Here is a 22,818-nt window from a genome sequence, read left to right on the forward strand (position 1 = left end):
TGAATCATGACTGATGTTTATACTTTGTCCCAACTGGCAGAACAGTGTGGTGCCCGGCTGCAGGGAGATGGGGATAAGCAGGTCTCAGGTCTGAATACCCTTCAGGATGCCGGGGGGCATGAGTTAAGCTTTCTGGCCAATCCGGCCTACGCCCGATATCTGGAAACCACTCAGGCCGGTGCGGTTATTCTCTGCCCGGATTCCGCCAGTGGCTTTGCCGGCAATGCCCTGGTTCTTGATAACCCATACCTGGGTTATGCCCGGCTCTCCTCCCTGTTCGATACTGACCGTGGTGGCAATGCAGGAATCCACCCCAGTGCCGTGGTTGATGAGACCGCTGTTGTGGATGCGACCGCTGCCATTGGTGCCAATGTTGTGATTGAGGCAGGCGTTCAGATTGCCGCCGGTGTTCGCATAGATGCCGGTACCGTGGTGGGGCACGACTCCGTGCTTGGTACCGATGTTCACCTTCATCGCAATGTTACGGTCTGCCATGGTGTCATCATCGGTGATCGGACCATCATTCACTCCGGAGCGGTGATTGGTGGTGATGGTTTTGGTAATGCGCACGCGGATGGCCGCTGGTACAAAATCGCCCAGATCGGTGGTGTGGTGATCGGCAGTGATGTTGAAATTGGCAACAACACCTGTATTGACCGTGGTGCCCTGGGTAATACGGAAATACACAGTGGTGTCCGTCTCGATAACCTGATTCAGATTGCTCACAATGTGGTAATCGGCGAGAACACGGCTATTGCCGCTGGTGTCGGTATTTCCGGAAGTACAAAGATTGGTAAAAACTGTACTATTGCCGGAGCCGCCGGTTTTGCCGGTCATCTGACCATTGCTGATGGGACGTTTATCAGTGGCATGGCCATGATTACGCGCTCAATTACCAGGGCTGGTTCCTACTCTTCCGGTACTGGTTTTATGGAGAGTCGTGAGTGGCGGAAAAACGTGGTTCGTTTCCGGCAACTGGACGATCTGGCCAGGCGGGTTAAACAGCTGGAGAAGCAGTGCGACTGATATAAGTACACTGAAACCCAGGAGGCTGACCGAGAATAGACTGCCCTACCGGCAACTGCTCCTGCGTTGCTCTAGCTCCTGCATCCATGCAGTCGTGCGGTGGCAGAAAATTGGTCTAAAAATCCGCTTTTGTTCGGCAAATAGCCCCGCTATTCACCTCACAAAACCGAATTTTTATCCTCAATTTTCTGCCATCCTCGCTACGGGGTCGCCTAGACGGGCGCTATTCTCGGTCAGCCTCCTGGGGTAAGAATTTTTACGGTAAAGGAAAGGCTGGTTGTCCAGCCTTTTTCTGTTATAGAGTTTAAGGTGAATGAGACGAATTGAGGTAATTAAGGAGATCCTGCCCCACCGATATCCTTTTCTGCTGGTGGATCGGGTTCTTCATGTGGATACAGAAAATGGCACCATCGAATGTCTTAAAAATGTATCCAGTAATGAGCCGCATTTTAATGGTCATTTCCCACGGCATCCGGTGATGCCGGGGGTGTTGATTATTGAAGCGATGGCTCAGTCAGCAGGTATCCTTGGTTATCACATTCGCAAGATGGATAGCGACACAATCTACTTTTTTGCCGGAGCGGATAAGGTGCGTTTTCGCAAACCGGTGGTTCCCGGTGATCAGCTGATTCTCCGGGCAACACTGTTGGCACGGAAACGGGATATCTGGAAATTTGCCTGTGAGGCGGTGGTTGATGGTAATATTGTCTGCTCTGCTGAAGTTACGTGTGCAAGAAAGGAAATAAAATCTTGAGCGACACACTCTCCGTTACTGATTCTGAAGCTGCCGGGGCGGTTGAAGCCATTAGCCCGTTGCAAGCCGATATTCATCCAACCGCCAAAGTTCATCCGTCGGCTATTGTCGAACCGGGTGCCCGTATTGGTGAAGATGTTGAAGTTGGGCCGTGGACTTATATTGGGCCGGGAGTTGAAGTGGGTATGGGTAGCCGTATTCACTCTCATGTAGTGATCAAGGGCCCGACGGTGATCGGGAAAAATAACCGTATTTTTCAGTTTTCCAGTGTTGGTGAAGAGTGTCAGGATAAAAAATACGCTGGTGAGCCCACTCGCCTGGTGATTGGCGATAACAATACTATCCGTGAAGGTTGTACCATCCATCGTGGCACCATTCAGGATCAATGGCTGACTGCTATTGGCAATAACAATTTGCTGATGGCCTATGTGCATGTGGCCCATGACTGTGTTATAGGTGACAACTGTATTATTGCCAACAATGTGGCACTTGCCGGTCATGTGATGGTTGGTGATAACGCCATCCTGGGCGGTTACACGACGGTGCATCAGTTCTGCAAGATTGGTGCCTTCAGTATGAGTGCTGCCCATACGGCACTGTTTAAAGATGTGCCGGCATTTGTCATGTCCAGTGGTAATCCGGCTGAAGCCCATGGTATGAACTTTGAAGGCATGCGTCGCCGGGGCTATACGCCTGAACTGATCAGCACACTGCGACAATGCTACAAGATCATTTACCGTCAGGGGTTGAGAACGGCTGAAGCGATTGATCGTCTCGAGAGTATGGAGCCGTTACCGGAAATTCAACTGCTGATTGACTCTCTGAAATCATCAAGCCGTGGTATTACCCGGTGATGCAGTCGGCAGTTTCTTCCCCGGGATTATCATTACGTGTTGCATTGGTTGCAGGAGAAGCCTCAGGGGATATTCTCGGGGCCGGGCTGATCCGTGAAATCAAACGACATTATCCGGATGCTTACTGCTATGGTATTGGCGGTCCCCTGATGCAGTCAGAGGGTTTTGACAGCGTGTTCCCCATGGAGCGGTTATCGGTGATGGGGCTGGTTGAGGTTCTCGGGCGTTTGCGAGAACTGCTGGGTATTCGCAAACAGTTGCGGGAACGACTGATTGCCGATCAGCCTGATGTGTTTATTGGTATTGATGCCCCTGATTTTAATCTGGCGCTTGAACGCAGGCTGAAAGCGGCCGGTATTCCAACCGTGCATTATGTCAGCCCCCAGGTATGGGCATGGCGTGAAGGTCGTCTGAAAAAAATCCGGCACTCCGTAGACCATATGCTGGCACTGCTCCCGTTTGAAGCGGACTATTACAGGGATCATGGTGTACCTGTGACCTTTGTTGGCCACCCCCTGGCTGACCAGATTTCCATGAATCCGGATCAAGACGCAGCCAGACATACCCTGGGTGTCAGTCATGGTGGTGGGCCGGTAATCGGGCTATTGCCAGGCAGCCGCAAACCAGAGATAGCCAAACTTGGTCAACTATTTCTTGAGACCGCCCGCCTGCTCAGGAAAGACTTCCCGGATGCCCGCTTTTTAATTCCCTGTGCCAATGAGCGACGAAAAAAGCAACTTCTACCCATTGTCAGTGAGTTTCCGGATCTGGACGTAACGGTCTATGATGGCCAGGCACAATCGGTTATGGCCGCCTCGGATGCGATTCTGATCGCTTCGGGAACCGCTGTTCTTGAAGCTGCACTGCATAAAAAGCCACTGGTTGTCAGTTATAAAATGGCACCGCTCAGTTTTGCCATTATCAGCCGGATGGTGAAGGTCAAATATGTCGCACTGCCCAATCTTCTGGCCGACAAAGAGCTGGTACCTGAAGTGTTACAGGACGATGCTACTCCTGAAAATCTCAGGGTTTTGATCAAGAAGGCCATTGAAGATCAGGCGTACAGAGATACTCTGAAACAGTCTTTTAAGGAGATTCACCACCAACTGAAGCAGGATGCCAGCAGGCTGGCCTATGAAGCGGTGATGTCAGTTATTCAGCAGACCAGGCAGCGGGTAGAGAATCAATGAAGCAAAATCAATTTGACTGGTGTGACGCCAGTGACACAGGAATTATTGTTGCCGGTGTTGATGAAGTGGGCAGAGGTCCACTGTGTGGCCCGGTGATTGCCGCTGCTGTCATCCTGGATCCTGCTCGCCCGATTGAAGGTTTGAATGATTCCAAAAAACTGTCGGAGAAAAAGCGAGAGGCGCTTTTTGACGTTATTTGTCATAACGCCCTGGCCTGGTCACTGGGCAGGGCTGAAGTAGCAGAAATTGATGAACTGAATATTCTCCATGCCACCATGCTGGCAATGCAGCGTGCCGTTGAGGGATTATCGGTCAGGCCCGAACTGGCTTATATCGATGGTAACCGTTGTCCAGCGCTTTCCTGTCGTGCTGAAGCCATTGTAAAAGGCGATAGTCGTATTCCTGAGATTGCTGCCGCTTCCATTATCGCCAAGGTGACCCGCGACCGGGAAATGTTGATTATGGACAGGGAGTGGCCGGGTTATGGCATCGCAGGGCATAAAGGTTATCCTACAAAAGTCCACCTTGAAGCGTTAAGAAAGTTGGGGCCTGCTCCCGTCCATCGTCGTTCCTTTAAGCCGGTTCGGGAGCTCCTGGCTGATGTGGTCAGTTGACATAAAAAGCAACGGACTCAACAAGCCTGGTACATGGTTTCAATGAGTTTGACGGGTTGTCGTGCCTCCGCACTCCGTTCGTCCTGAAGCTTGTCGAAGGACCCATAGGGCCTAAAGGCGGAAACTCCGGACTTTGATAGATCGTGCCAAGCACCCTTCGACTCCGCTCAGGGTGAACGGAGATAGTACACGTCAAACTCATTGAAACCATGTACTAGGCTTGGTCTGTGCAGGTCTTTGGGTCGCAATAATACAGTCATTTCAATGTGGGCGTTGTCAGGTCCGATTTACAGTGTCGGTGAGGAGCTGTTACTGGTACTTTAGCACTAGTGACATTGCGTAGCGCAGGAGGGGGAGTTAACTGCCATGTCTGCTGTGGCCAAATGGTGATAATTCTGAAGGAACTTTTTTTAAATAACTTACTCTAATAAAACACTCACAAACACTGAGTATTTTAAGCATTTCTGAAAACAAGAACCAAGAACCAAGAACCAAGAACCAAGAACCAAGAATATGGTACAGAAAAGCGTTAATACCCGTTCCTCCTGAGCTTGTCGAAGAATGGTGCCACCGTACTTCGACAAGCTCAGCACGAACGGTATGGGTATCAACGTTTAGCTGCACTGGTGCTTTGTTGTGTCAGAAACGAACAATCTTAATTTATAAGAATGAATTGAATATGAATGGTATGAATCAATTTAAGCCTCTTCCGCCCGTGACTACACAGCCACAACTAGAGGGATGTCGAATATCAGGCTATACCCTTAATTGTAACGCCAGGGTTAAAAAAGATGCTGCCACGACTGTAGGCCTTATCGCGGGGAGTACCGCTTTAGCCTCTGTTATTGGTGGTGCTCTTTCCAGCTGCAAACCTGCTGTAGTTATCGCTACCGGCCTACCTGTTTGCGCTGCTGCCACTATCGCTTCTGCATTCTGTTGCATCTGCAAAGATGAATGCCCGTGCTTTAAGCCGCTTCCGGACCGACAGGTTGAGCACGTCAAGCCGGGTTACCTGGCCGATGAGGAGCAGCACATAGCTCCTGGTGCAGAAAAGCGTTAATATCCGTATACCCCGCTCATCCTGGAGCGGAGTCGAAGGGTGCGGGTACCGCACTTTGACTCCGCTTCAGTACAAACGGTATGGATATCAACGCAACCCGCGACTGCATGGATGCAGGAGCTAAAGCAACGCAGGAGCAGTTGCCGTGCAGGACAGTCTTAAGTAGTTAACCAAATGAAATCGTATATTTCTGACTAAGTTGTCAGTCACTCTGCGGCGTTGCAACTCCGGTCACATAGCTACGGCTATGCTCCCTACGTTGCGCCTTGCATAGCAACTGCCCACTTAGCCAGAAATATACGATTCCATTTGGCCAACTACTTAAGTCCAGCAGCCTACTGGCATTGAGAACACGTTAATCGTGTGATTGAAATGTTCCCAGTCGTAAGCTTCCCCTTCAGGTTCCGATCGTGAACTACCTTTTAAATCGAATATCGATCCACTGGGCTTTATCAACACATAGCCTGAACTAAACCGTGGTCAGCTATTTGTGTTCTAAACTACCTGACAATTTTCAGTTCTAACGCAGTATTTCTTGAAAGGTGTCATTTCTGATACCGGGTGTTTTTTTCTGTAAAGAATAGTTCAGCAGTCTGTAATCCAAAAAGAACCTGAAGGTTAATGGAGTGGCGGGATCTATGAACATTCAAAATAGTGGAAACAATGTACAATTGGGATCAGAGCGTAACTTGTCGGCCAAAAAGGCAACATTGAAGCAACCGTTAAAGCCAGTGGATATGTGCGTTGAAGTACAATCCAGGCTGCATTTAACGTCACCCCGGATTCCGCTGTCTGACAATGCGAGAACTGTATGCTTACAGGTCTCACCAAACCTGAGGTTTTCGCATTCCTTTGATTTTCGTTTTGTCGCTAATAATAATCAGGTTCGACATCTTTTATCTGCTCAAACCCATGATAAGCAGCAAGACGTAGTCGTTCTTTCTCATCCGGATGATCTCTCGCAGGGGAACCTGCTCAGCCGCTTGAGTATTGCCGGGACCGGTCATCACTCTCTGAAACCGGGCAAGCTATTTGAAAATAACGAGCCTTTGACCCTGGTTATCGATATCCGAATGCTCACCAGTGACGAGCTGCCAAAACTTAATGAGTTGCTGGATCCCGATAATCCTTGTCTGTTTGACCAAGTCACTCAGAAAAAACGTGCTCTGGGTGAACATGTTTCGCTGCTGGTATTGGCCAGTCATGAGCAGTTGGCGATGGTGGGGAAAAGTGACGAAGCACCGGGTGCGGATTTCTGGCGACGAATTAATCGACCGGGCAATACCTGGCAGTTTGACGCAGACAATGGCAATGACCAGACAATGGACATCGGTGACGTGCCACCGGTATTGGCTGAACTCACCCCGGGCAGTGCTATGGATGATGGCAATACCGTTATTATCCACTGTCATTTGCACAGTAATTGGCGACAGCTGTTTTTTGGTGGACCCGGGGTGGATAAGCAGGGGCGTATCCGGCACCTGCCAGGCAAATTTGAGCAATTGGAAACCGGGCAGCGGGTGATTCTTAAAGGAGCCGACTGGAGTAATCTGGCATTTGAACAGACCATTCGCCAACTGCTGGTGCAAAATCGTTATGAGAGCAACGGTGCTGTCTGTACTCTGCCAGAAGATATTCAGTTTTACCGGATGCCGGTGGGAGATGGCGAGCTGCTATCGCTGTTGCAAATCATGGCTAACTCTGGGGATGCAAGACTTGCCAGTAACGAGCCACAAAACCCATTGATTATTAACCATGGCAATATTTTGGAATGGTTGGGGCCAATCAGTATCGGGCAGGAGGGTTTTGCGGTTCCTAACACCAGCTTGCTGGACCAGGTGAAGGCCGGTGACGTGGTGACAGTCACTTCACCTCTCAGTGAAGCGCTCTGGTTTCTGTTGCTGGGTGCATTGCAGAATATCCACCAGACCACAGGGGTAAAACCGAAGCTTCAGGTCGCTCATTCGCAGCGGCAACCGCAATCACTTGGGCTGACAGAAAAAGCCGGGCAACCCGAACTGGCCAGCTGCATTGGCGGTAAAGAGAATACCAGGGATCACGCCCCCGTCAACACAGTGACTTATCAGCGCAGTGCCCAGGCAAATCACTGGATTAATGGCCATCAGGAAATTCCCCTGGTGATACAGATCAATAGCCAAACCGGCTTCAGCCAGTTGTTTGACAATATCTTTATCACTTCGGAGCAAAAGGCGTATTTTGGCCGCTGTCAGAGCGGCTTGCAGGCAGCTTTGACCACGGGCAAGCCTGTGGTATTCCGGGGGCTGGAGAGCAATCCAAAGCTTCAGCAGCTGCTTGAGCCTCTGGTATCTGGCCAACCCCTGCTGGTTAACGGCATATTACAGGCTTACCCGAAAGCCTGTATCACAGTACTCTGGCCTGAGCTTGCCCAAAGCCCATCCCCGGTATGGAGCGCAATGATCGCCGCTGCAGAGTTGTGTCCACCGGTAGATATCTGGAATATCACCGCGGAACATCATGGTATGTCCCGGACTGAACTCCCGGAACAGGCGCTCGGGCAACTCTGCGAAGCTTTTAAAACCGTACCTGCCACCCTTTGTCATCCATTGCCTGAAATCACAGAAGGGTTGTTGAATAACCTGATATTGGCTGCCCGGCGGGCACAGCAGGTTGACCATGCGCCACAGCTGCAACCCTGCCATTGGCGCAAAGCCATCGATAGCGTATTCAGCCATGGCACCCGGCAGAATCCGTCAGTTCGTGATTTTATCAAGGTGGCTTGCAGGCAGCTATTGCCGGATACAGCGCAAACTGCCTGGGTGGATCCTGATCGTTTGAATGCTGTCATTAACAGTGCCCAGCCGTTGGACAGGAGTTTTGTCCGCCTCAATGTGTGGCAACTGGCCAGGGCTTTTAGCCCGACTGTATTTGCCAATACTGTATTTGAACAACTGAACCTGTCCTATGAATATCCATTTCAAGCTTGCATGTCCAGCGAATGTATGGATTGCCTCTGTGCCTTGATTGTCGCGCAAACGCCCCGGATGCAGCGAAGTTCGGTGGCTTTTCAGCTGCAGGTTGACCCACTGCAGGCAGAGCAGTACCAACAGTTAGCAATCAGGCCACAAAATCAGATCAGGCGGTTGGAAGATGCGCTGGCTTCTGGCTGGCAGTTACGTCCACATTCAGCACAGACTCGAGCTGATGCCATTCATACTCTGGCGATGGATTGTTATCGTGTTAGCCAGGAGAACGTGTCCAGAAATAGTGACCCAGAGCGCATTTCACGCCTGGAGCACCTATTGGTGCAATCACTTGAATGGCAAGGTTGCGCTCAGGCCCCACTTCAGGCGCTGGCCCATGATCTTTATTACAGTTCGGTTAACCAGCAGGATCGGGAACTTCGTCGTTTATCCAGGCTCCATGACCGGCTTGAGGATTCCCCCGTCATTTTCCTGCAGGGAGAAACCGGGACTGGTAAAAGTTATTTTGCCGCCAAAACTGCCGAGGCGTCCGGATTGGCTTCGCTGATTTCTCTGGGCCCCTGCGACAGCGAACAGACCCTGATGAAACGCTGGCAATGGCGGGAACATACTGGCACCGGGGATGGTGGTGACCGTTATATGGCATTACAAGAACGGGCGTTACTGGAATGGGCCAATACTCAACCCGCCGCTGCAGGTCATTATATTACAGTGGTTCTGGATGAGGCCAATCTGGCCAACACCGGATTGCAGGCTTCACTGAATGGTTTATGGGAACCGGCACCGTGCATCTATGTTAACGGTCACCCGGTCAAGGTGACTGCTCAGCACCGAGTGATTGTGACCGGTAATCCGGGCCATTACGCCGGACGCCAATTAGACCCAGTGCTGAAGGAGAAACTGCCCGGGCCATACTACCTTCCCTTAAATCGGGCTTTTCTCCGGGACCGGGTGGTTGAACCTGCTCTGCTAAGGCAGTTACAAAGGTATTTGCCAGAACCGCAAACAGACGACATTGTACGTAGCGCCAGTGACCGTGTGATGGTGCTTTGGCAATATTATCCGGAATTGCTGCCGGAACATGAGTTTACCCCCAGGGATTTGACCGATATCTGCAGCTGGGTGGGTTGGTATCTGGATCGTGCATTAGCCACCAGGCACAGACAGGGCAGCGTTACCCGTGAGCAGGTGGATGGGTTGATCTTGCAGAGTTTTCAGGATGTACTGGGCTCAGAAATTCCCGGGGTGAGTCAGGATGCCAGGACAGCACTGGAACTCTGGTTTTCTGCCCGTGACCAGGTAGACAACACTTTGAGAGACCTGGTGCATAATCAGGTCCTGGAGGGTATACGAAACAGTTTTATCCGGGCGACGTTACAAACCCGGCCTGAATTTGATACCTCCGGATCAGCGGTCAGTGAATTGGTGCAACGGCTTGGTCAGGATTTAAGCCGATGTCAGCAGGCGCATCATCACGTCAGACAACATCATGGTCGTCAGGCTACCCTGATTGAAGGCCCTGCCGGGCGGGGTAAGGATGTCACCCTGAACCTGTTGATTGAAAGCTTCAAACAGCAGGTTGCACAGCGGGGAGAATCCATGCCGGAGGTATTTTATTGCAATGCCGGGGATTGTTCCTGGGACAGAGTGTGCGAAGCCATCCAGCGGGCGAAAGTCAATGGCGGCATCGTAGTCATTTCTGAATTGAATCTGATTGATAGCCAGCACCTGGAGGGGGAACTTAATGCTATTCTGGCCGGTGATGCTCATCCGGGTTTCCACCTGTTTGCCACCACCAATCCTCCCCGGTACAGTGGCCGAAAACCGTTATCACCAGCGCTCAAAGGACGTTTCCGCTATTTGCCTATCCGACAATATAATCCGGCGGAACTGCTGGCCATTGTTGAAAAAGTGTTGCCACAAACGCCAGAGGGAAAGTCCGCAGCTGAATTGTTGACACAGTGGCACTGTCAACTGAGGGCCTGTTTGCAACAGCAAGGCCTGCCCTTGCAGCCCACCGGGCTGGATTTACAAAATCTGGCCAGGGCCGTCATTAAAGATGGAGACTTTACCGAAAATGCGCTCCGTCAACACATCAATCATCACTATCAGCTTTATTTTATCGCGGTCAGGGCAACCCTGGAGAAATTGCCAGAATTATCGGCTGTACCCATTGGCCAGCGGGGGATTGATCCTGTACTTTGCAATTGGTTTCACCACACCAGGGCTGGCTCTGATCGCCCCTGGTTGATACGTCGCAGCAATCTCAACCATATTGATGAACAGCACCATGAAATACACATCAAGGCTGGCCTGAGTGATGCAGAGGCCCGAACGGAAATCATCAGGCGTGTGGCTCAGGTCCAATGGCTGGCTTCGGGTCTCTCCCCGAAACCGAAAGATGCGGATGATATTCTGACCCAGACTCTTTATCGATACTGGCAGCACTGCTGGTTTGATCACAGGTTTAATCAGACTGGGGTGGAGGCAAATACTGTTTTTACCCTGACGGATGCCCAAAAGCAAACCCTGAAAATGTCCATTAACCAGCCATATTTCCGGGAAGCTGACAAACAGATAAGTGCATGGGATGCCAACAAGGTTTTTTTGTGGCCTGCCTTTTGGCAGAAAATTTCACGGATAGTATCAAACCCCGTCAGACACTATTCCGGCAGTGGCAGAAAAAGGTCAGATTCTCACAGTTCCGGCGCGGAAGCGGTGGGACATAAACTGGCAAAAATTGAGGGACAATATCCTGGTGCTGTTTCAGCCAATAGTGGCGATACACACAACGCTCCGGGAAAGCCACTCTCTGAAGCTGCTCAATCTGCACCACGGGAAAATGCCAAAACAGAGGCTGCCACTATCTGTGCAAACGATACCCTGCCTCTTGATAATCAGGCAGAGCTACCCGCCAAAACGATTCATTATCTTGATGTTGATACCGCTTATGAACACAGAGCGTTACGTCAGTTGGTGGAGAGAAAGATTTTTGCCTCTCGTGAAAGTCCCGGGATGTATCGCCTGGAGGTCTTTGATGTGGCTTTGAATAATCAGGGTAATGTTGAACTACGCAGTTTTAGCCCCGGGGCGCACGGTCTTGAGCTGGTGTTTCCTTCCACTCTGCCTGATGGAGAAGTAACCCTGGGCAGCGAGCAGAGTCTGGGTGTTCATTGCCTGCGGGTAAACAAGGATAAGTATTTTTACCTGCCAGGTCTGAACCCGGATGAAACTATCCAGGCTTTCCGAATAAAACCGTCTCTGGATTACCGGTTGATAAAAGACAGGTATACAGGTCTTCACATGGTGCGTTTTCCAAATGTCGGTGATGGTCAGGAAATAACAGTTAATTACGTTGTAGAAAAAAGAGTGACAGAAAGTTCGTGTAAAAAACCATCGGTCGAAACGTTGGATTTAGTGCAGCAATCTGGCGACGCGAGGTTAGACTGCACTGTTTCTGAACCCATGAAATTACAATTAACTGAATTCTTTAACGGCTTTGCAGCAGCTGATATGGCAGAGAATCAAAAGGAACAGATTCGTTGTATTCAGTCGGCAAAGATCCTGAAAGATCGCATTGCTGCAATAGCAGAGTATTGCAAAAATTTTAAGGGCTTAGAGAAGTATGAAGGTGGCGAAGGCTTTTTCCGCTTTCTGCTGTGGCGTCAACAGGGCAAGTGTCAACACAGAACGCCCATATTTGTGGCGCTCTGCCGCTATTTTGGAATTCCTGCACGCGCAGTAAGCGGTAAATACCACCTATATCCGGAGTATTCACTGGATGGCGGAATGAGCTGGAAGTCAGAGGATCTCGGAGGCGCTCCTGTACAGGTAAAACGAATCGAACCTGACTTTCAGCCTTTCAGGCAGGGAAGTGGTTCCAGCACCGAGTCAAAGAAGATTAAGGCGTTTCTGGAAAGTGCTGATCCAGAGCAACTGCAGCGCCTTGCCAAAGCTTATGGTCGGAGTGTCGAAGATCTGCACAAAGCCCTTGAGGCAGGCTGTGCATTACCAAATAAAACGCCAGGTACCAGCGAGGTGGTACAAAGGCTTTGGAAAGACAAAGACTTAACCGGTTTTTCTCTGGGAGTCTCAATTCTGGTAAAGAAAGAGACACTGAACTTTGAGGAATCTCGGTTGATTGGCAAGGTGTTTTGTAGGCGTACCGTTACCTACTATAAACCGATGTCTGAGGCGGTGAGTCAAATATTGTCCAGCAGTAGTGAAGATCAGGTGACCGGGCTGCTCAAGGCGCTCTACTCAAAAACGGTTGTTCACAACCGTTATGGAGATCATGACGATTGGCTGGGTTCAATGGTGGATATACTGACAGAGAGTAATTTAGCCCACCCCCCAGTCATTCATTTTGCCGTTGAAGCATTCAAGGCGGGTTGGCTAAGACCCCCGCAAAGTTACCCTAGCAATATTGTTCCAGCTGGTAAGTATCATGACCTGATGGTACGTCTGGAAACTGTAAAGGAATTGAAGGCTCAGACCGTCAGTTACCTGGAACATTGGTATAAAGCATTGCTGACTCCGTTGAGGAATAGCCAGGAGTGGCTGAGTCGTTACGATTGGGAACTGAAAGGAGACGATCATTTTTTCGTAACCCAAAGCTTTAATGGGGTTTCGTCATTCCTGGAAGAAAAAATCGACTGTTCGTCTTTACAGTTGTCCTGGACGAACAACCCTGAGGGCATTCCGGACATTGAGCGAATGTTGGTGCGAAAACCCGCTTTTCCACAATTTAACGCCAGTAAGACTGGCATTCGCCCGGTTATTATACTGGGTAAGCCTGAGTGGGCCTACACAGTTATCGCGGATGAAGTAGAAGCCCATTATTCATCAGAACCATGGCAGGTTATGGAAAAAAACTTCAGATTTAATCTGACATACGATCAATATCGCGCTGAAGTTTGTAAAGTATCCGGAAAACATACTAATAAAACTCACAGGAATGTTCGTCTTCCAGCGAAGCGGGAAGGTAGTCGAGATCAAAAAGAGTCTGAAGAGATTAATAAAAAAACCAAGGAAATCTTCGCAAGGTACATGCCAATTATAAATTCCCTCCGTGTGTCTGGTAATGACCGTTCAAGTGTCCCTGAAACTGTCGTTAAACAGGCTATTTACCAGGCATTCATTTATTACCTGTATCATATGACAAAAACCAGGGGCAGTCGTTTAACTTATTGTTTTCTGGAGGCCGATGTCGGACGCAGATATTCCAACAGATATGGTGCCCATGAGGTATCCTCACCGGAAGAGCTGTATGCCATGATGATTAAAACACAGAATAATTCTGCTCTTGAAAGATCTGTTAAGGCCCGTTATCTGAGGCAGGCACACAACTCGGGCAATGCGCTGGTGCTTAAATCTGAGGAATTAACCACCATTGCCAGGGAATTCCTGAATACGGTAAATTTTAAGTCGATTTATGAGTCACTGCTAAATGCCCGGGATCCTGTCGGATTTAAGCGTACTTAGCGAGGATTGCGAAAAATTGAGGATAAGTAACTGCTCAAAATTTGGTGGAAAGTCCCATTTCAAGACACCCAGATCAAAACTCAGGTAGACAACATTGAGTTATTTACGGTTCCAGTTGAACTACTTGTTCAATGTCTGATCCAACTCCTGAAATAACATTGACCAGACCAAGGGGGGAGTTATGGAGTCAATTAGCGGGCATTCCGGATTCTTCTACCAGCGATTTGATGGATCTGATTCTGCCATTTCTGAAGTAAACTGTGACAATCCCTACAATGAGCCCACACCGTTGGCGGCTTGCAGGGTCGGCGATCTCAATGTCCTGAAAAGGGAACTGCAAAAGGACCCCGCTGTCGTTTGCAAAGATTACCGCTGCGCAAAAACCGAAGATATGGTTTCCTTGCTGTTTGTTGCAGTTACTGAAAGGCACGTTGATCTGGTCCAGCTGCTGATCAGCAAAAATGCTGATGTTAACTATGTCACTCAAGTTGGTTGGACGCCGCTCAGTTATGCTGCGAAGGAAGGGCATATTGAAGTGGTCCGGATGCTGCTCAATAATGGGGCTGATGTTAACCTGGCCTCCTTGGACGGATCCACGCCGATCAGTTATGCAGCGGAAGAAGGGCATGTTGAGGTGGTTCGGCTGCTGATCAACAAAAGGGCTGATGTTAACCTGGCTACTTCAGACGGATTCACGCCGCTCAGTTTTGCAGCGGAAGAAGGGCATGTTGAGGTGGTTCGGCTGCTGATCAACAAAAGGGCTGATGTTAACCTGGCTACTTCAGACGGATTCACGCCGCTCAGTTTTGCAGCGGATAAAGGGTATGTTGAGGTGGTTCAACTGCTGCTCGACCACGAGGCCAAGGTCAATTTGGCGACGAACAAGGGCACTACGCCGCTTTCTTTTGCTGCGCAAAAAGGGCATGTTGAGGTGGCCCGGCAACTGATTGAAAAGGGTGCTGATGTTGATCAGGCTACTATAAAAAAGGCCACGCCACTCTATTTTGCCGCCAAGCTGGGTAACAATAAGATGGTTGAACTGTTATTAGCCAATGGTGCAGATCCAAACAAAAAAGCGGAAAGATTTCGACTGTGGTTTTTTTCGATCACCAGGTCACCTCGTGCCGCTGCCCGACGTTATCATGGAAATAAAGAAACGGTGGATATGATAAGGGCAGCCAAAGCCCTGAAAAAAAGAAACATTGTTCGATCCAGTGAATACTCACCACTGCTTGCTGGTCAATTTCCATCTTTGGGTTCCATTCGTCAAGATCTATAGGGCCAACATAATAATTGCAGATCAACGACAGCACACTTTAAAGGAACATTGTTGCCTGAAGGGGCAGTCCGTTGGGTGGCCAGCTGGTCACGCCGGATGCGGTGGTTGAGGACTATGAACGCGGTAGTTGGTTGCAATAAAGCAATATTTTTTATTGGTGTATTTATCAGAGGATTCATTATCATTACCGGATTGCCATTCAGGACCTCCTTCTCCCATGACAGCACAATTTATCCACTTACGGGTGCATACCGAGTTTTCCCTCAGCGACGGGCTGGTGCGAATAAAACCGTTGATCAGCGCGATTTCCGGCTCTGGCATACCGGCGGTGGCGGTGACCGACCAGTCCAATCTCTGTGCGCTGGTGAAGTTTTATTCGGGGGCCATGGGCGCAGGCATAAAGCCCATTTGTGGCGCTGACCTCTGGGTGGAAAATCCGGCGGACAAGTATGCACCGTCCCGTCTGGTGTTGCTGTGTATGGATGAGCAGGGTTATCACAATCTGACCGAGCTGATCTCCCGGGCGTTTATGGAAAATCAACACCACGAAAAAGCACTGGTTAAACGGGAGTGGATCATGGCTCAGTCAGAAGGGCTGATTGCGCTCTCCGGTGCCAGGGAAGGTGAGATTGGCCGGGCACTGTTATCGGGCAAAAAGTCGTTGGCGGGTGAGTTATTGCAGGAGTGGATGGGGGCGTTTCCTGATCGCTTCTACCTGGAACTGCACCGTACCAACCGGGCTGGGGATGAAGAGTGCGTTCATGGTTCCGTGGCTCTGGCGGCAGAATTCAACTGTCCGGTGGTGGCCACCAATGATGTGATGTTTATGACCCGGGATGATTTCGAAGCCCATGAGTCCAGGGTCTGCATCGGCGAAAGTGTGGTTCTGGATGATCCCCGCCGGGAACATCGCTACAGTGAAGAGCAGTACCTGAAGTCTGAGCAGGAGATGGCTGAACTCTTTGCGGATATTCCTGAAGCACTGGCCAACTCCGTTGCCATTGCCCAGCGCTGTTCTATTAATGTCAAACTGGGTGAGTACTTTCTGCCGGAATATCCCGTGCCAGAAGGTAAAACCATGGATCAGTTTTTCCGTGAATTTTCCCACGACGGCCTGACGGAGCGTTTGGCGTTTCTGTTTGATACGTCGGCACCGGACTTTGCGGAAACCGAAAAAATCTACCGGGACCGACTGGACTTTGAGCTGAACACCATTTTGCAGATGGGGTTCCCGGGGTACTTCCTGATCGTTATGGACTTTATCCAGTGGTCTAAAAATAACGATATTCCCGTTGGCCCCGGACGTGGTTCCGGTGCCGGGTCACTGGTGGCCTATGCCCAGAAAATCACCGATCTGGACCCGATCAAATACGACCTGCTGTTTGAGCGATTCCTGAACCCTGAGCGGGTGTCGATGCCTGACTTTGACGTTGACTTCTGTATGGAAGGCCGGGACCGGGTGATTGATTATGTGGCCCGTACCTATGGACGCAATGCGGTTTCCCAGATCATCACCTTCGGTACCATGGCGGCCAAGGCGGTGGTGCGCGATGTGGCCCGGGTTCAGGGTAAGTCCTACGGTCTGGCGGATCGTCTTTCCAAAATGATCCCCTTTGAAATCGGCATGACGCTCGGTAAGGCCTATGAACAGGAAGAAGCCATTCGGGAGTTTCTGGAGTCCGATGAAGAGGCGGCGGAAATCTGGGAGATGGCGCTCAAGCTGGAAGGGGTCACGCGCAATGTCGGTAAGCACGCCGGTGGTGTGGTGATTGCCCCCACCAAGTTGACGGACTTTGCACCACTTTACTGTGATGAGCACGGTAAAGGGGTGGTCACCCAGTATGACAAGAATGATGTGGAATACGCAGGTCTGGTGAAGTTCGACTTCCTGGGCCTACGCACGCTGACCATTATTGACTGGGCCCTGAAACTGATTAACCCCCGCCGGGCGCAGCGGGGTGAAGAGCCTCTGGCCATTGAAGCCATCGACCTTGAAGATAAAAGCTCCTACGACATGCTGAAGCGGGCGGAAACCACCGCGGTCTTCCAGCTGGAATCCCGTGGGATGAAAGACCTGATCAAACGTCTCCAGCCCGACTGCTTTGAAGATATTATCGCTTTGGTGGCCCTGTTCCGTCCCGGTCCGCTGCAGTCCGGGATGGTGGACAACTTTATTAACCGTAAGCATGGCCGGGAGGAACTCTCGTTCCCGGATGCCCAGTATCAGCACGAGTCGCTTCAGCCTATTTTGCAGCCCACTTACGGCATTATCCTGTATCAGGAGCAGGTCATGCAGATTGCCCAGGTGCTGGCCGGTTATACCCTGGGCGGTGCGGATATGCTGCGCCGGGCCATGGGTAAGAAAAAGCCGGAAGAAATGGCCAAGCAGCGGACAGTCTTTGAAGAGGGCGCTATCAGCCAGGGGGTTGATGGTGAGCTGGCCATGAAGATCTTCGATCTGGTGGAGAAGTTTGCGGGCTATGGCTTTAACAAATCCCACTCGGCGGCCTACGCCCTGGTTTCCTATCAGACGTTGTGGTTGAAGGCTCACTATCCATCGGAGTTTATGGCGGCGGTCATGAGCTCCGATATGCAGAATACCGATAAGGTGGTGACCTTTATCGAAGAGTGCCGGGATATGGGGCTGACCGTGCTGCCGCCCAGCGTGAACAGCGGCGAATATATGTTCGGCGTGAACGACGATGGGCATATTGTCTATGGGCTGGGGGCCATCAAGGGCGTGGGTGAAGGCCCGATTGAGGCGATTGTCCGGGCTCGTAAAGAGGGTGGTCCATTCAAGGACCTGTTTGACTTCTGTGAGCGGGTGGATGCCAAAAGTATCAACAAACGGGTGCTGGAGGCGTTGATCAAATCCGGGGCGCTGGACCTGCTTGGGCCAGTCCCACAAAAGCCGCAGCAGCTGAATTTCAATCGTGCCGTGCTGGAAGCGAGCCAGCTGGAGGCGATCAAGGCGGCGGACCAGGCGGCCAAAAGCCTGGATTCCGGTCATATGGATATGTTTGGTGCTCTGGTACCCGTCGGCGAAGAGGCTGTTTACGACACCTACCTGAAAACCAGCGAATGGACCGATAAGGTTCGCCTCGGTGGCGAGAAGGATACCCTGGGGCTCTACCTGACCGGTCACCCCATTGATGAATACGAAAGTGAAATCCGGCACTTTATCCGCAACCGCATCAAGGACCTGCAGCCTGCCCGGGGTGATAGCCAGAATATTGCCGGGCTGGTGGTGGATATGCGGGTGATGAAAAATAAGAAGGGGGACAAAATGGCGTTTGTTACCCTGGATGACCGCACCGGACGGATTGAGGTGTCGGTGTTTGCCGATGTGTTTGGGGAGTATCAACACCTGCTCCATAAAGATGCGGTGCTGGTGGTGGAAGGGGAAGTCACCTTTGATGATTATTCCGGTAGCCTGAAAGTCCGCTCGAAGAAAGTGATGAAAGTGGTGGATGCCCGCAGCCATTATGCCCGTCGTCTGGTTCTTGAGGTTTCCCATGAACAGATTGATGGTCATTTTGAACGAAAATTGTCGTCCATGCTGGGCGGGCAGCCGGGTCGGCTGCCGGTCAGGATTGATTACCATCGGGACGATGCCCGTGCCAGCCTGATGCTGGGTGAGCAATGGCTGGTCAGCCCCAGTGATGAATTGGTGCTGGAACTCCGGCAGTGGCTTGGCAAAAATGCTGCTAACGTTGAGTATGCCTGAGAAAGTGCTGACGGAATTGGGGGTATGAAACGGGCGCTTTGGGTTTTGTGCAGTTTCCCTTTTTCGGGAATAAGTCAAACTGGATGGAATTGTAAAATCAACTTTCATAGAACTTTCATTGGAATATGAGGTCTGACTTTTCGATCAGGTAAACTCACCTGTTTTCCTGGTTGCAGACTGCACCGGGCTTAAGGGATATCTGAAAGCCAATGGTCATGTACTTAGTGAAATTTTTATGAGAGGAACTTTAAATGATTCCTGATACAGCTTGCAAAACGCAGTTTTCAGCACAAGCAAATCAAGAGACTGAACCAAAACCAGCCGAACAGGGAAAGTTTAACAATCTGTCGACTACCGTTGTTCCCCCCGGGGCTTCTGGCACGATACCGCAGGCTGATAATTCCCGGTCCGGATCAGAGTGGTTAAGCAATAAATCACCCAGTCTGGTGGACTCAAATATCACCATAGCGGCTTCAGGCTCGCCTTCACAGGTTTTTCGAAATATGGGAAAACTTAGACAGAGCCCCAATTTCTTTTTGCCTCACACTTTGGAGAAATACTTCCCGGGTGCAAATGGAGGACTGGGCCAGGCAGATCTCAAGGTATGCGACAGTACCTTGAAAGAGGTTACCGGTGTTCTTGTTCTCGATGAATATGAGGCAGGTGAGTATCATCATCGTTCAAGAAGGTGTTTCAGGGAGTTGTATGACCCTTATTCAATACATGCTGGTCAACTGGATGATGGTATGTTTTTCCTCTACACACTGAGGCCTGGCCTTTGTAAAGAGCTATTTAAATTTGATCCTGAACACCTGAAAATCCGGTACACGGGTTATGAACTCCGGCCCGATGACCGTGGCTTCCCTTTTTCCCTTTATTGCGGAAAGACCTTTGAAGAAGCATTGTCAGCCTTTGAGCTGGCTTGTAAGGGCAGCGACATAGCGACTTTCATCAGGCCGCTGTTGGGGGTTGGGTCTGACTCATTCAGTACGATCTATGAAGCACATAAACCGGAAGTCCCGGAGTTACCAGCGAAAGTCCCGGAAAGACCTCAGGTAGACCCAAAGCGGATTGCCATTGCTGAAGAGGATATGTCTTTATTCTGATACGACTCAGATCTATTCCCCACCTTTCTGTCTGTCCCGTTGCTTGTAATAACTGCTGATCATTCGGGACAGGCTGGTGAGCCACGGATTATTGTGGACACCAAAAGTACTCAGAATTTACTGGCAGGCCAACGTTGCATTGGCCGGGAACTGAATGACCCCGATGTTCATGGAACGGAGCTCCTTCCTTCAAATAGTGTCCCCTGTCTGGCAGGAATTTCACCTTTTTCAAAAGGTGTCATCCTATTCTCAGATTGCTTTTCTGCCGCCCTTGAGGGCTACAATACCGTTGCTTTGTTTACAGGCGATTACGCTTTTTAACTCGACTTTCTGGCGGTGTTTACGTATTTTGATCCCTATTTACTCTCCGGCCATGATAAGTGGACTTCATGAACCCGAATTACCTGGACTTTGAACAGCCAATTGCTGAACTGGAAGCCAAGATAGAAGAGCTTCGGCTGGTCAGCAGCGATGCAGAGCTGAATATTACTGAAGAGATTGCCACACTGCAGGATAAGTGCCGCAGTCTGACGGATGCCATTTTCAGCAACCTTTCTTCCTGGCAGGTGGCCCAGCTGGCCCGGCACCCCAGAAGGCCCTACACGCTGGACTATATTCGCCATATTTTCACCGAGTTTGATGAACTCCATGGCGATCGCCATTTTGCTGATGACCCTTCCATTGTAGGTGGCATGGCTCGACTGGATGGTCGACCGGTGATGGTGATTGGTCATCAGAAGGGGCGCGAGATCGAAGAGAAAGTTCGCCGGAATTTCGGGATGCCCAAACCGGAAGGTTACCGCAAAGCCTGTCGCCTGATGGAAATGGCGGAACGTTTCAAGATGCCCATCCTGACCTTTATTGATACACCGGGCGCATACCCGGGTATTGGTGCCGAGGAACGTGGGCAGAGTGAGGCGATTGCCTACAACCTGGCGGTGATGTCCCGCTTGAAAGTGCCTGTGATTTCCACGGTGATCGGTGAAGGGGGTTCCGGTGGTGCATTGGCCATTGGGGTTTGTGATCATCTGGTGATGATGGGGTATTCAACTTACTCTGTTATTTCCCCTGAGGGTTGTGCCTCCATTCTCTGGAAAAAAGCCGAGTACGCTTCTACCGCCGCAGAAGCCATGGGGGTAACTGCCGGGCGTTTACAGGAGCTGGGCCTGGTGGATACCCTGGTGGCAGAGCCATTGGGTGGTGCACACCGGGATCCTGAAGCAGCGGCTGCCAGTTTGAAAGCCACGCTGGTGGATCAGCTGAACATGCTTTCGGCACTGGACAGCGATACCCTGCTGGAAAATCGTTACCAGAAAATCAGGGACTTTGGGGCGCTTTGATTGCGAAAACGATGGCAAAAACCAGCGCAGAGATCACTTCCTGTCACCCGCTAAGCCCTGAGTGGGTGCTTGATCAACTATCTTCAAGCCTGCAGCTACCGGTATCTGAATGCCCTGTAACGGTGGCATTCAGTGGCGGTGTTGACTCCACCGTTTTACTCCATTTGCTGGCCTGCCTGCGTGATCGGGGAGATATTGCTGATGTGGCTGCTGTTCATGTTCATCATGGTTTGAGCCGTTACGCTGATCAGTGGGCTGAGCACTGTCAGTCGGTATGTGAACAGTGGCAGATACCGCTGACCATCGCCAGAGTTTCTCTGGAAAATGACGGCTATGGTCTGGAGCAGGCGGCCAGGGACGCTCGATACCAGGTATTTATCAATGCCGTGGAAGAGGGTGGCTGTCTGTTGCAGGGGCATCATCGGGATGATCAGGCAGAGACGGTTCTGCTCAGGTTATTCCGCGGGACCGGTGTTGATGGTGTTCAGGGGATTCCCGAACAAAGGTCCCTGGGCAATGGGCTGTTGTTACGGCCCTTACTGAATGTGGCCCGAGCATCCATTGAAGCTTACGCCCGGACAAATAACCTCCGATTTATTGAAGATGACAGTAATACGGATGAACGCTTCTCCCGCAACTTTCTCCGTCAGCGACTGATTCCCATGGTGGAAGAGCGCTGGCCGGGTGCGTCGGAACGATTGGTCGAATTTGTGCGGGATGTGGGGCAGATGAATCAAACCGTGCAGCAGCAAACTGTCGAACAGTTGGCCCTGTGTATTGATTATCGCCCGCAATGGCTGCTTGACCGGCAACCGCTGATTAATCTGACAACGCTGCAATCCCTTGATGCCGGTTCCCGGCGTCGAGTGGTTCGCCAATGGCTGCAACAGCAGGGCATACAACTGCCCTCCAGAGACACCCTTGAACAGATCTTTGATGAAGTGGTTGAGGCTCGAATCGACGCCGAGCCGCTGCTGGCAGTTGCACCTCGCTTTGCCCTGACTCGCTACCAACAAATGCTCGTGCTGCTGGATGAAGAAGTGGATTTGCAGGCATTTGAGCCCATGGTATGGGACTGGCAGAAAGAGCCAATCGTGGTGTTGGGAGACCGGTCGCTGATCTGCAGTGTTAAACAGGAGCACAGTGGTAACGCCATCCGACTGCCACAAAAACCATTACTGTTAAAACGCCGTTGTCATATATCAGGGGATGAAAAGTTTGCCATTACCGGGCGGCAAGGTCGAAAAACACTGAAAAAATGGCTGCAGGACTATAAAGTGCCACCCTGGCTGAGAGAATATCTGCCATTGGTGTTTGATAGTGACCAAATGGTGGCTGCTCCCGGTCTCTGGGTGTGTGATGGCTATTATGCCAACGAGAGTGATGGTTTAGCTCTCCATTGGTAACAGCCATCCGTCTTT

At 50.8% G+C, this 22,818-nt stretch carries 12 protein-coding genes; all 12 read left to right on the plus strand.

Features of this window, described 5'->3' with window-relative positions; genetic code table 11:
• Positions 1–6 precede the first annotated feature (6 nt).
• The gene (gene lpxD / locus ACO6UY_RS10280; protein WP_422489810.1) at positions 7–1,026 is read left to right on the plus strand and encodes a UDP-3-O-(3-hydroxymyristoyl)glucosamine N-acyltransferase; all 1,020 of its coding nucleotides are present in this window, start codon (positions 7–9) and stop codon (positions 1,024–1,026) included.
• A 313-nt stretch (positions 1,027–1,339) separates the two neighbouring features.
• Positions 1,340–1,780 carry a 3-hydroxyacyl-ACP dehydratase FabZ gene (gene fabZ, locus ACO6UY_RS10285; RefSeq protein WP_422466889.1) on the plus strand — a complete coding sequence of 147 codons (441 nt, stop codon included), beginning with the start codon at positions 1,340–1,342 and terminating at the stop codon, positions 1,778–1,780.
• 71 nt (positions 1,781–1,851) lie between these two features.
• Complete coding sequence (gene lpxA, locus ACO6UY_RS10290; protein ID WP_422462475.1) at positions 1,852–2,634, plus strand: acyl-ACP--UDP-N-acetylglucosamine O-acyltransferase; 783 nt, start codon at positions 1,852–1,854, stop codon at positions 2,632–2,634.
• Positions 2,634–3,824 carry a lipid-A-disaccharide synthase gene (lpxB, locus tag ACO6UY_RS10295; RefSeq protein WP_422489812.1) on the plus strand — a complete coding sequence of 397 codons (1,191 nt, stop codon included), beginning with the start codon at positions 2,634–2,636 and terminating at the stop codon, positions 3,822–3,824. The genes lpxA and lpxB overlap by 1 nt, the downstream gene beginning before the upstream one ends.
• Entirely contained in the window at positions 3,821–4,438 is a 618-nt protein-coding gene (gene rnhB / locus ACO6UY_RS10300) for a ribonuclease HII (RefSeq protein WP_422489814.1), read from the plus strand. Before lpxB ends, rnhB begins: the two co-directional genes overlap by 4 nt.
• A 1,698-nt stretch (positions 4,439–6,136) precedes the next feature.
• Positions 6,137–13,945, plus strand: a complete 7,809-nt coding sequence (locus ACO6UY_RS10305) for an AAA family ATPase (protein WP_422489816.1) — start codon at positions 6,137–6,139, stop codon at positions 13,943–13,945.
• A 181-nt stretch (positions 13,946–14,126) separates the two neighbouring features.
• Positions 14,127–15,224, plus strand: coding sequence for an ankyrin repeat domain-containing protein (locus tag ACO6UY_RS10310; RefSeq protein ID WP_422489818.1), 1,098 nt, complete (start codon positions 14,127–14,129; stop codon positions 15,222–15,224).
• 217 nt (positions 15,225–15,441) lie between these two features.
• Positions 15,442–18,951, plus strand: a complete 3,510-nt coding sequence (gene dnaE / locus ACO6UY_RS10315) for a DNA polymerase III subunit alpha (RefSeq protein ID WP_422489820.1) — start codon at positions 15,442–15,444, stop codon at positions 18,949–18,951.
• Positions 18,952–19,202: 251 nt separating this feature from the next.
• Entirely contained in the window at positions 19,203–20,057 is an 855-nt protein-coding gene (locus ACO6UY_RS10320) for a hypothetical protein (protein WP_422489822.1), read from the plus strand.
• 93 nt (positions 20,058–20,150) lie between these two features.
• Positions 20,151–20,378 carry a hypothetical protein gene (locus ACO6UY_RS10325; RefSeq protein WP_422489824.1) on the plus strand — a complete coding sequence of 76 codons (228 nt, stop codon included), beginning with the start codon at positions 20,151–20,153 and terminating at the stop codon, positions 20,376–20,378.
• A gap of 68 nt (positions 20,379–20,446) precedes the next feature.
• Positions 20,447–21,397: an acetyl-CoA carboxylase carboxyl transferase subunit alpha gene (gene accA / locus ACO6UY_RS10330; RefSeq protein WP_422489826.1), complete on the plus strand. Its 951-nt coding sequence runs from the start codon at positions 20,447–20,449 to the stop codon at positions 21,395–21,397.
• A complete protein-coding gene (gene tilS / locus ACO6UY_RS10335; protein ID WP_422489828.1) occupies positions 21,394–22,803 on the plus strand; it encodes a tRNA lysidine(34) synthetase TilS in 1,410 nt (469 codons plus the stop codon). Before accA ends, tilS begins: the two co-directional genes overlap by 4 nt.
• The last annotated feature ends 15 nt before the right edge of the window (positions 22,804–22,818 follow it).

The sequence above is a fragment of the Endozoicomonas sp. ALE010 genome (assembly GCF_049310165.1).
In the GTDB taxonomy this organism is placed as follows: domain Bacteria; phylum Pseudomonadota; class Gammaproteobacteria; order Pseudomonadales; family Endozoicomonadaceae; genus Endozoicomonas.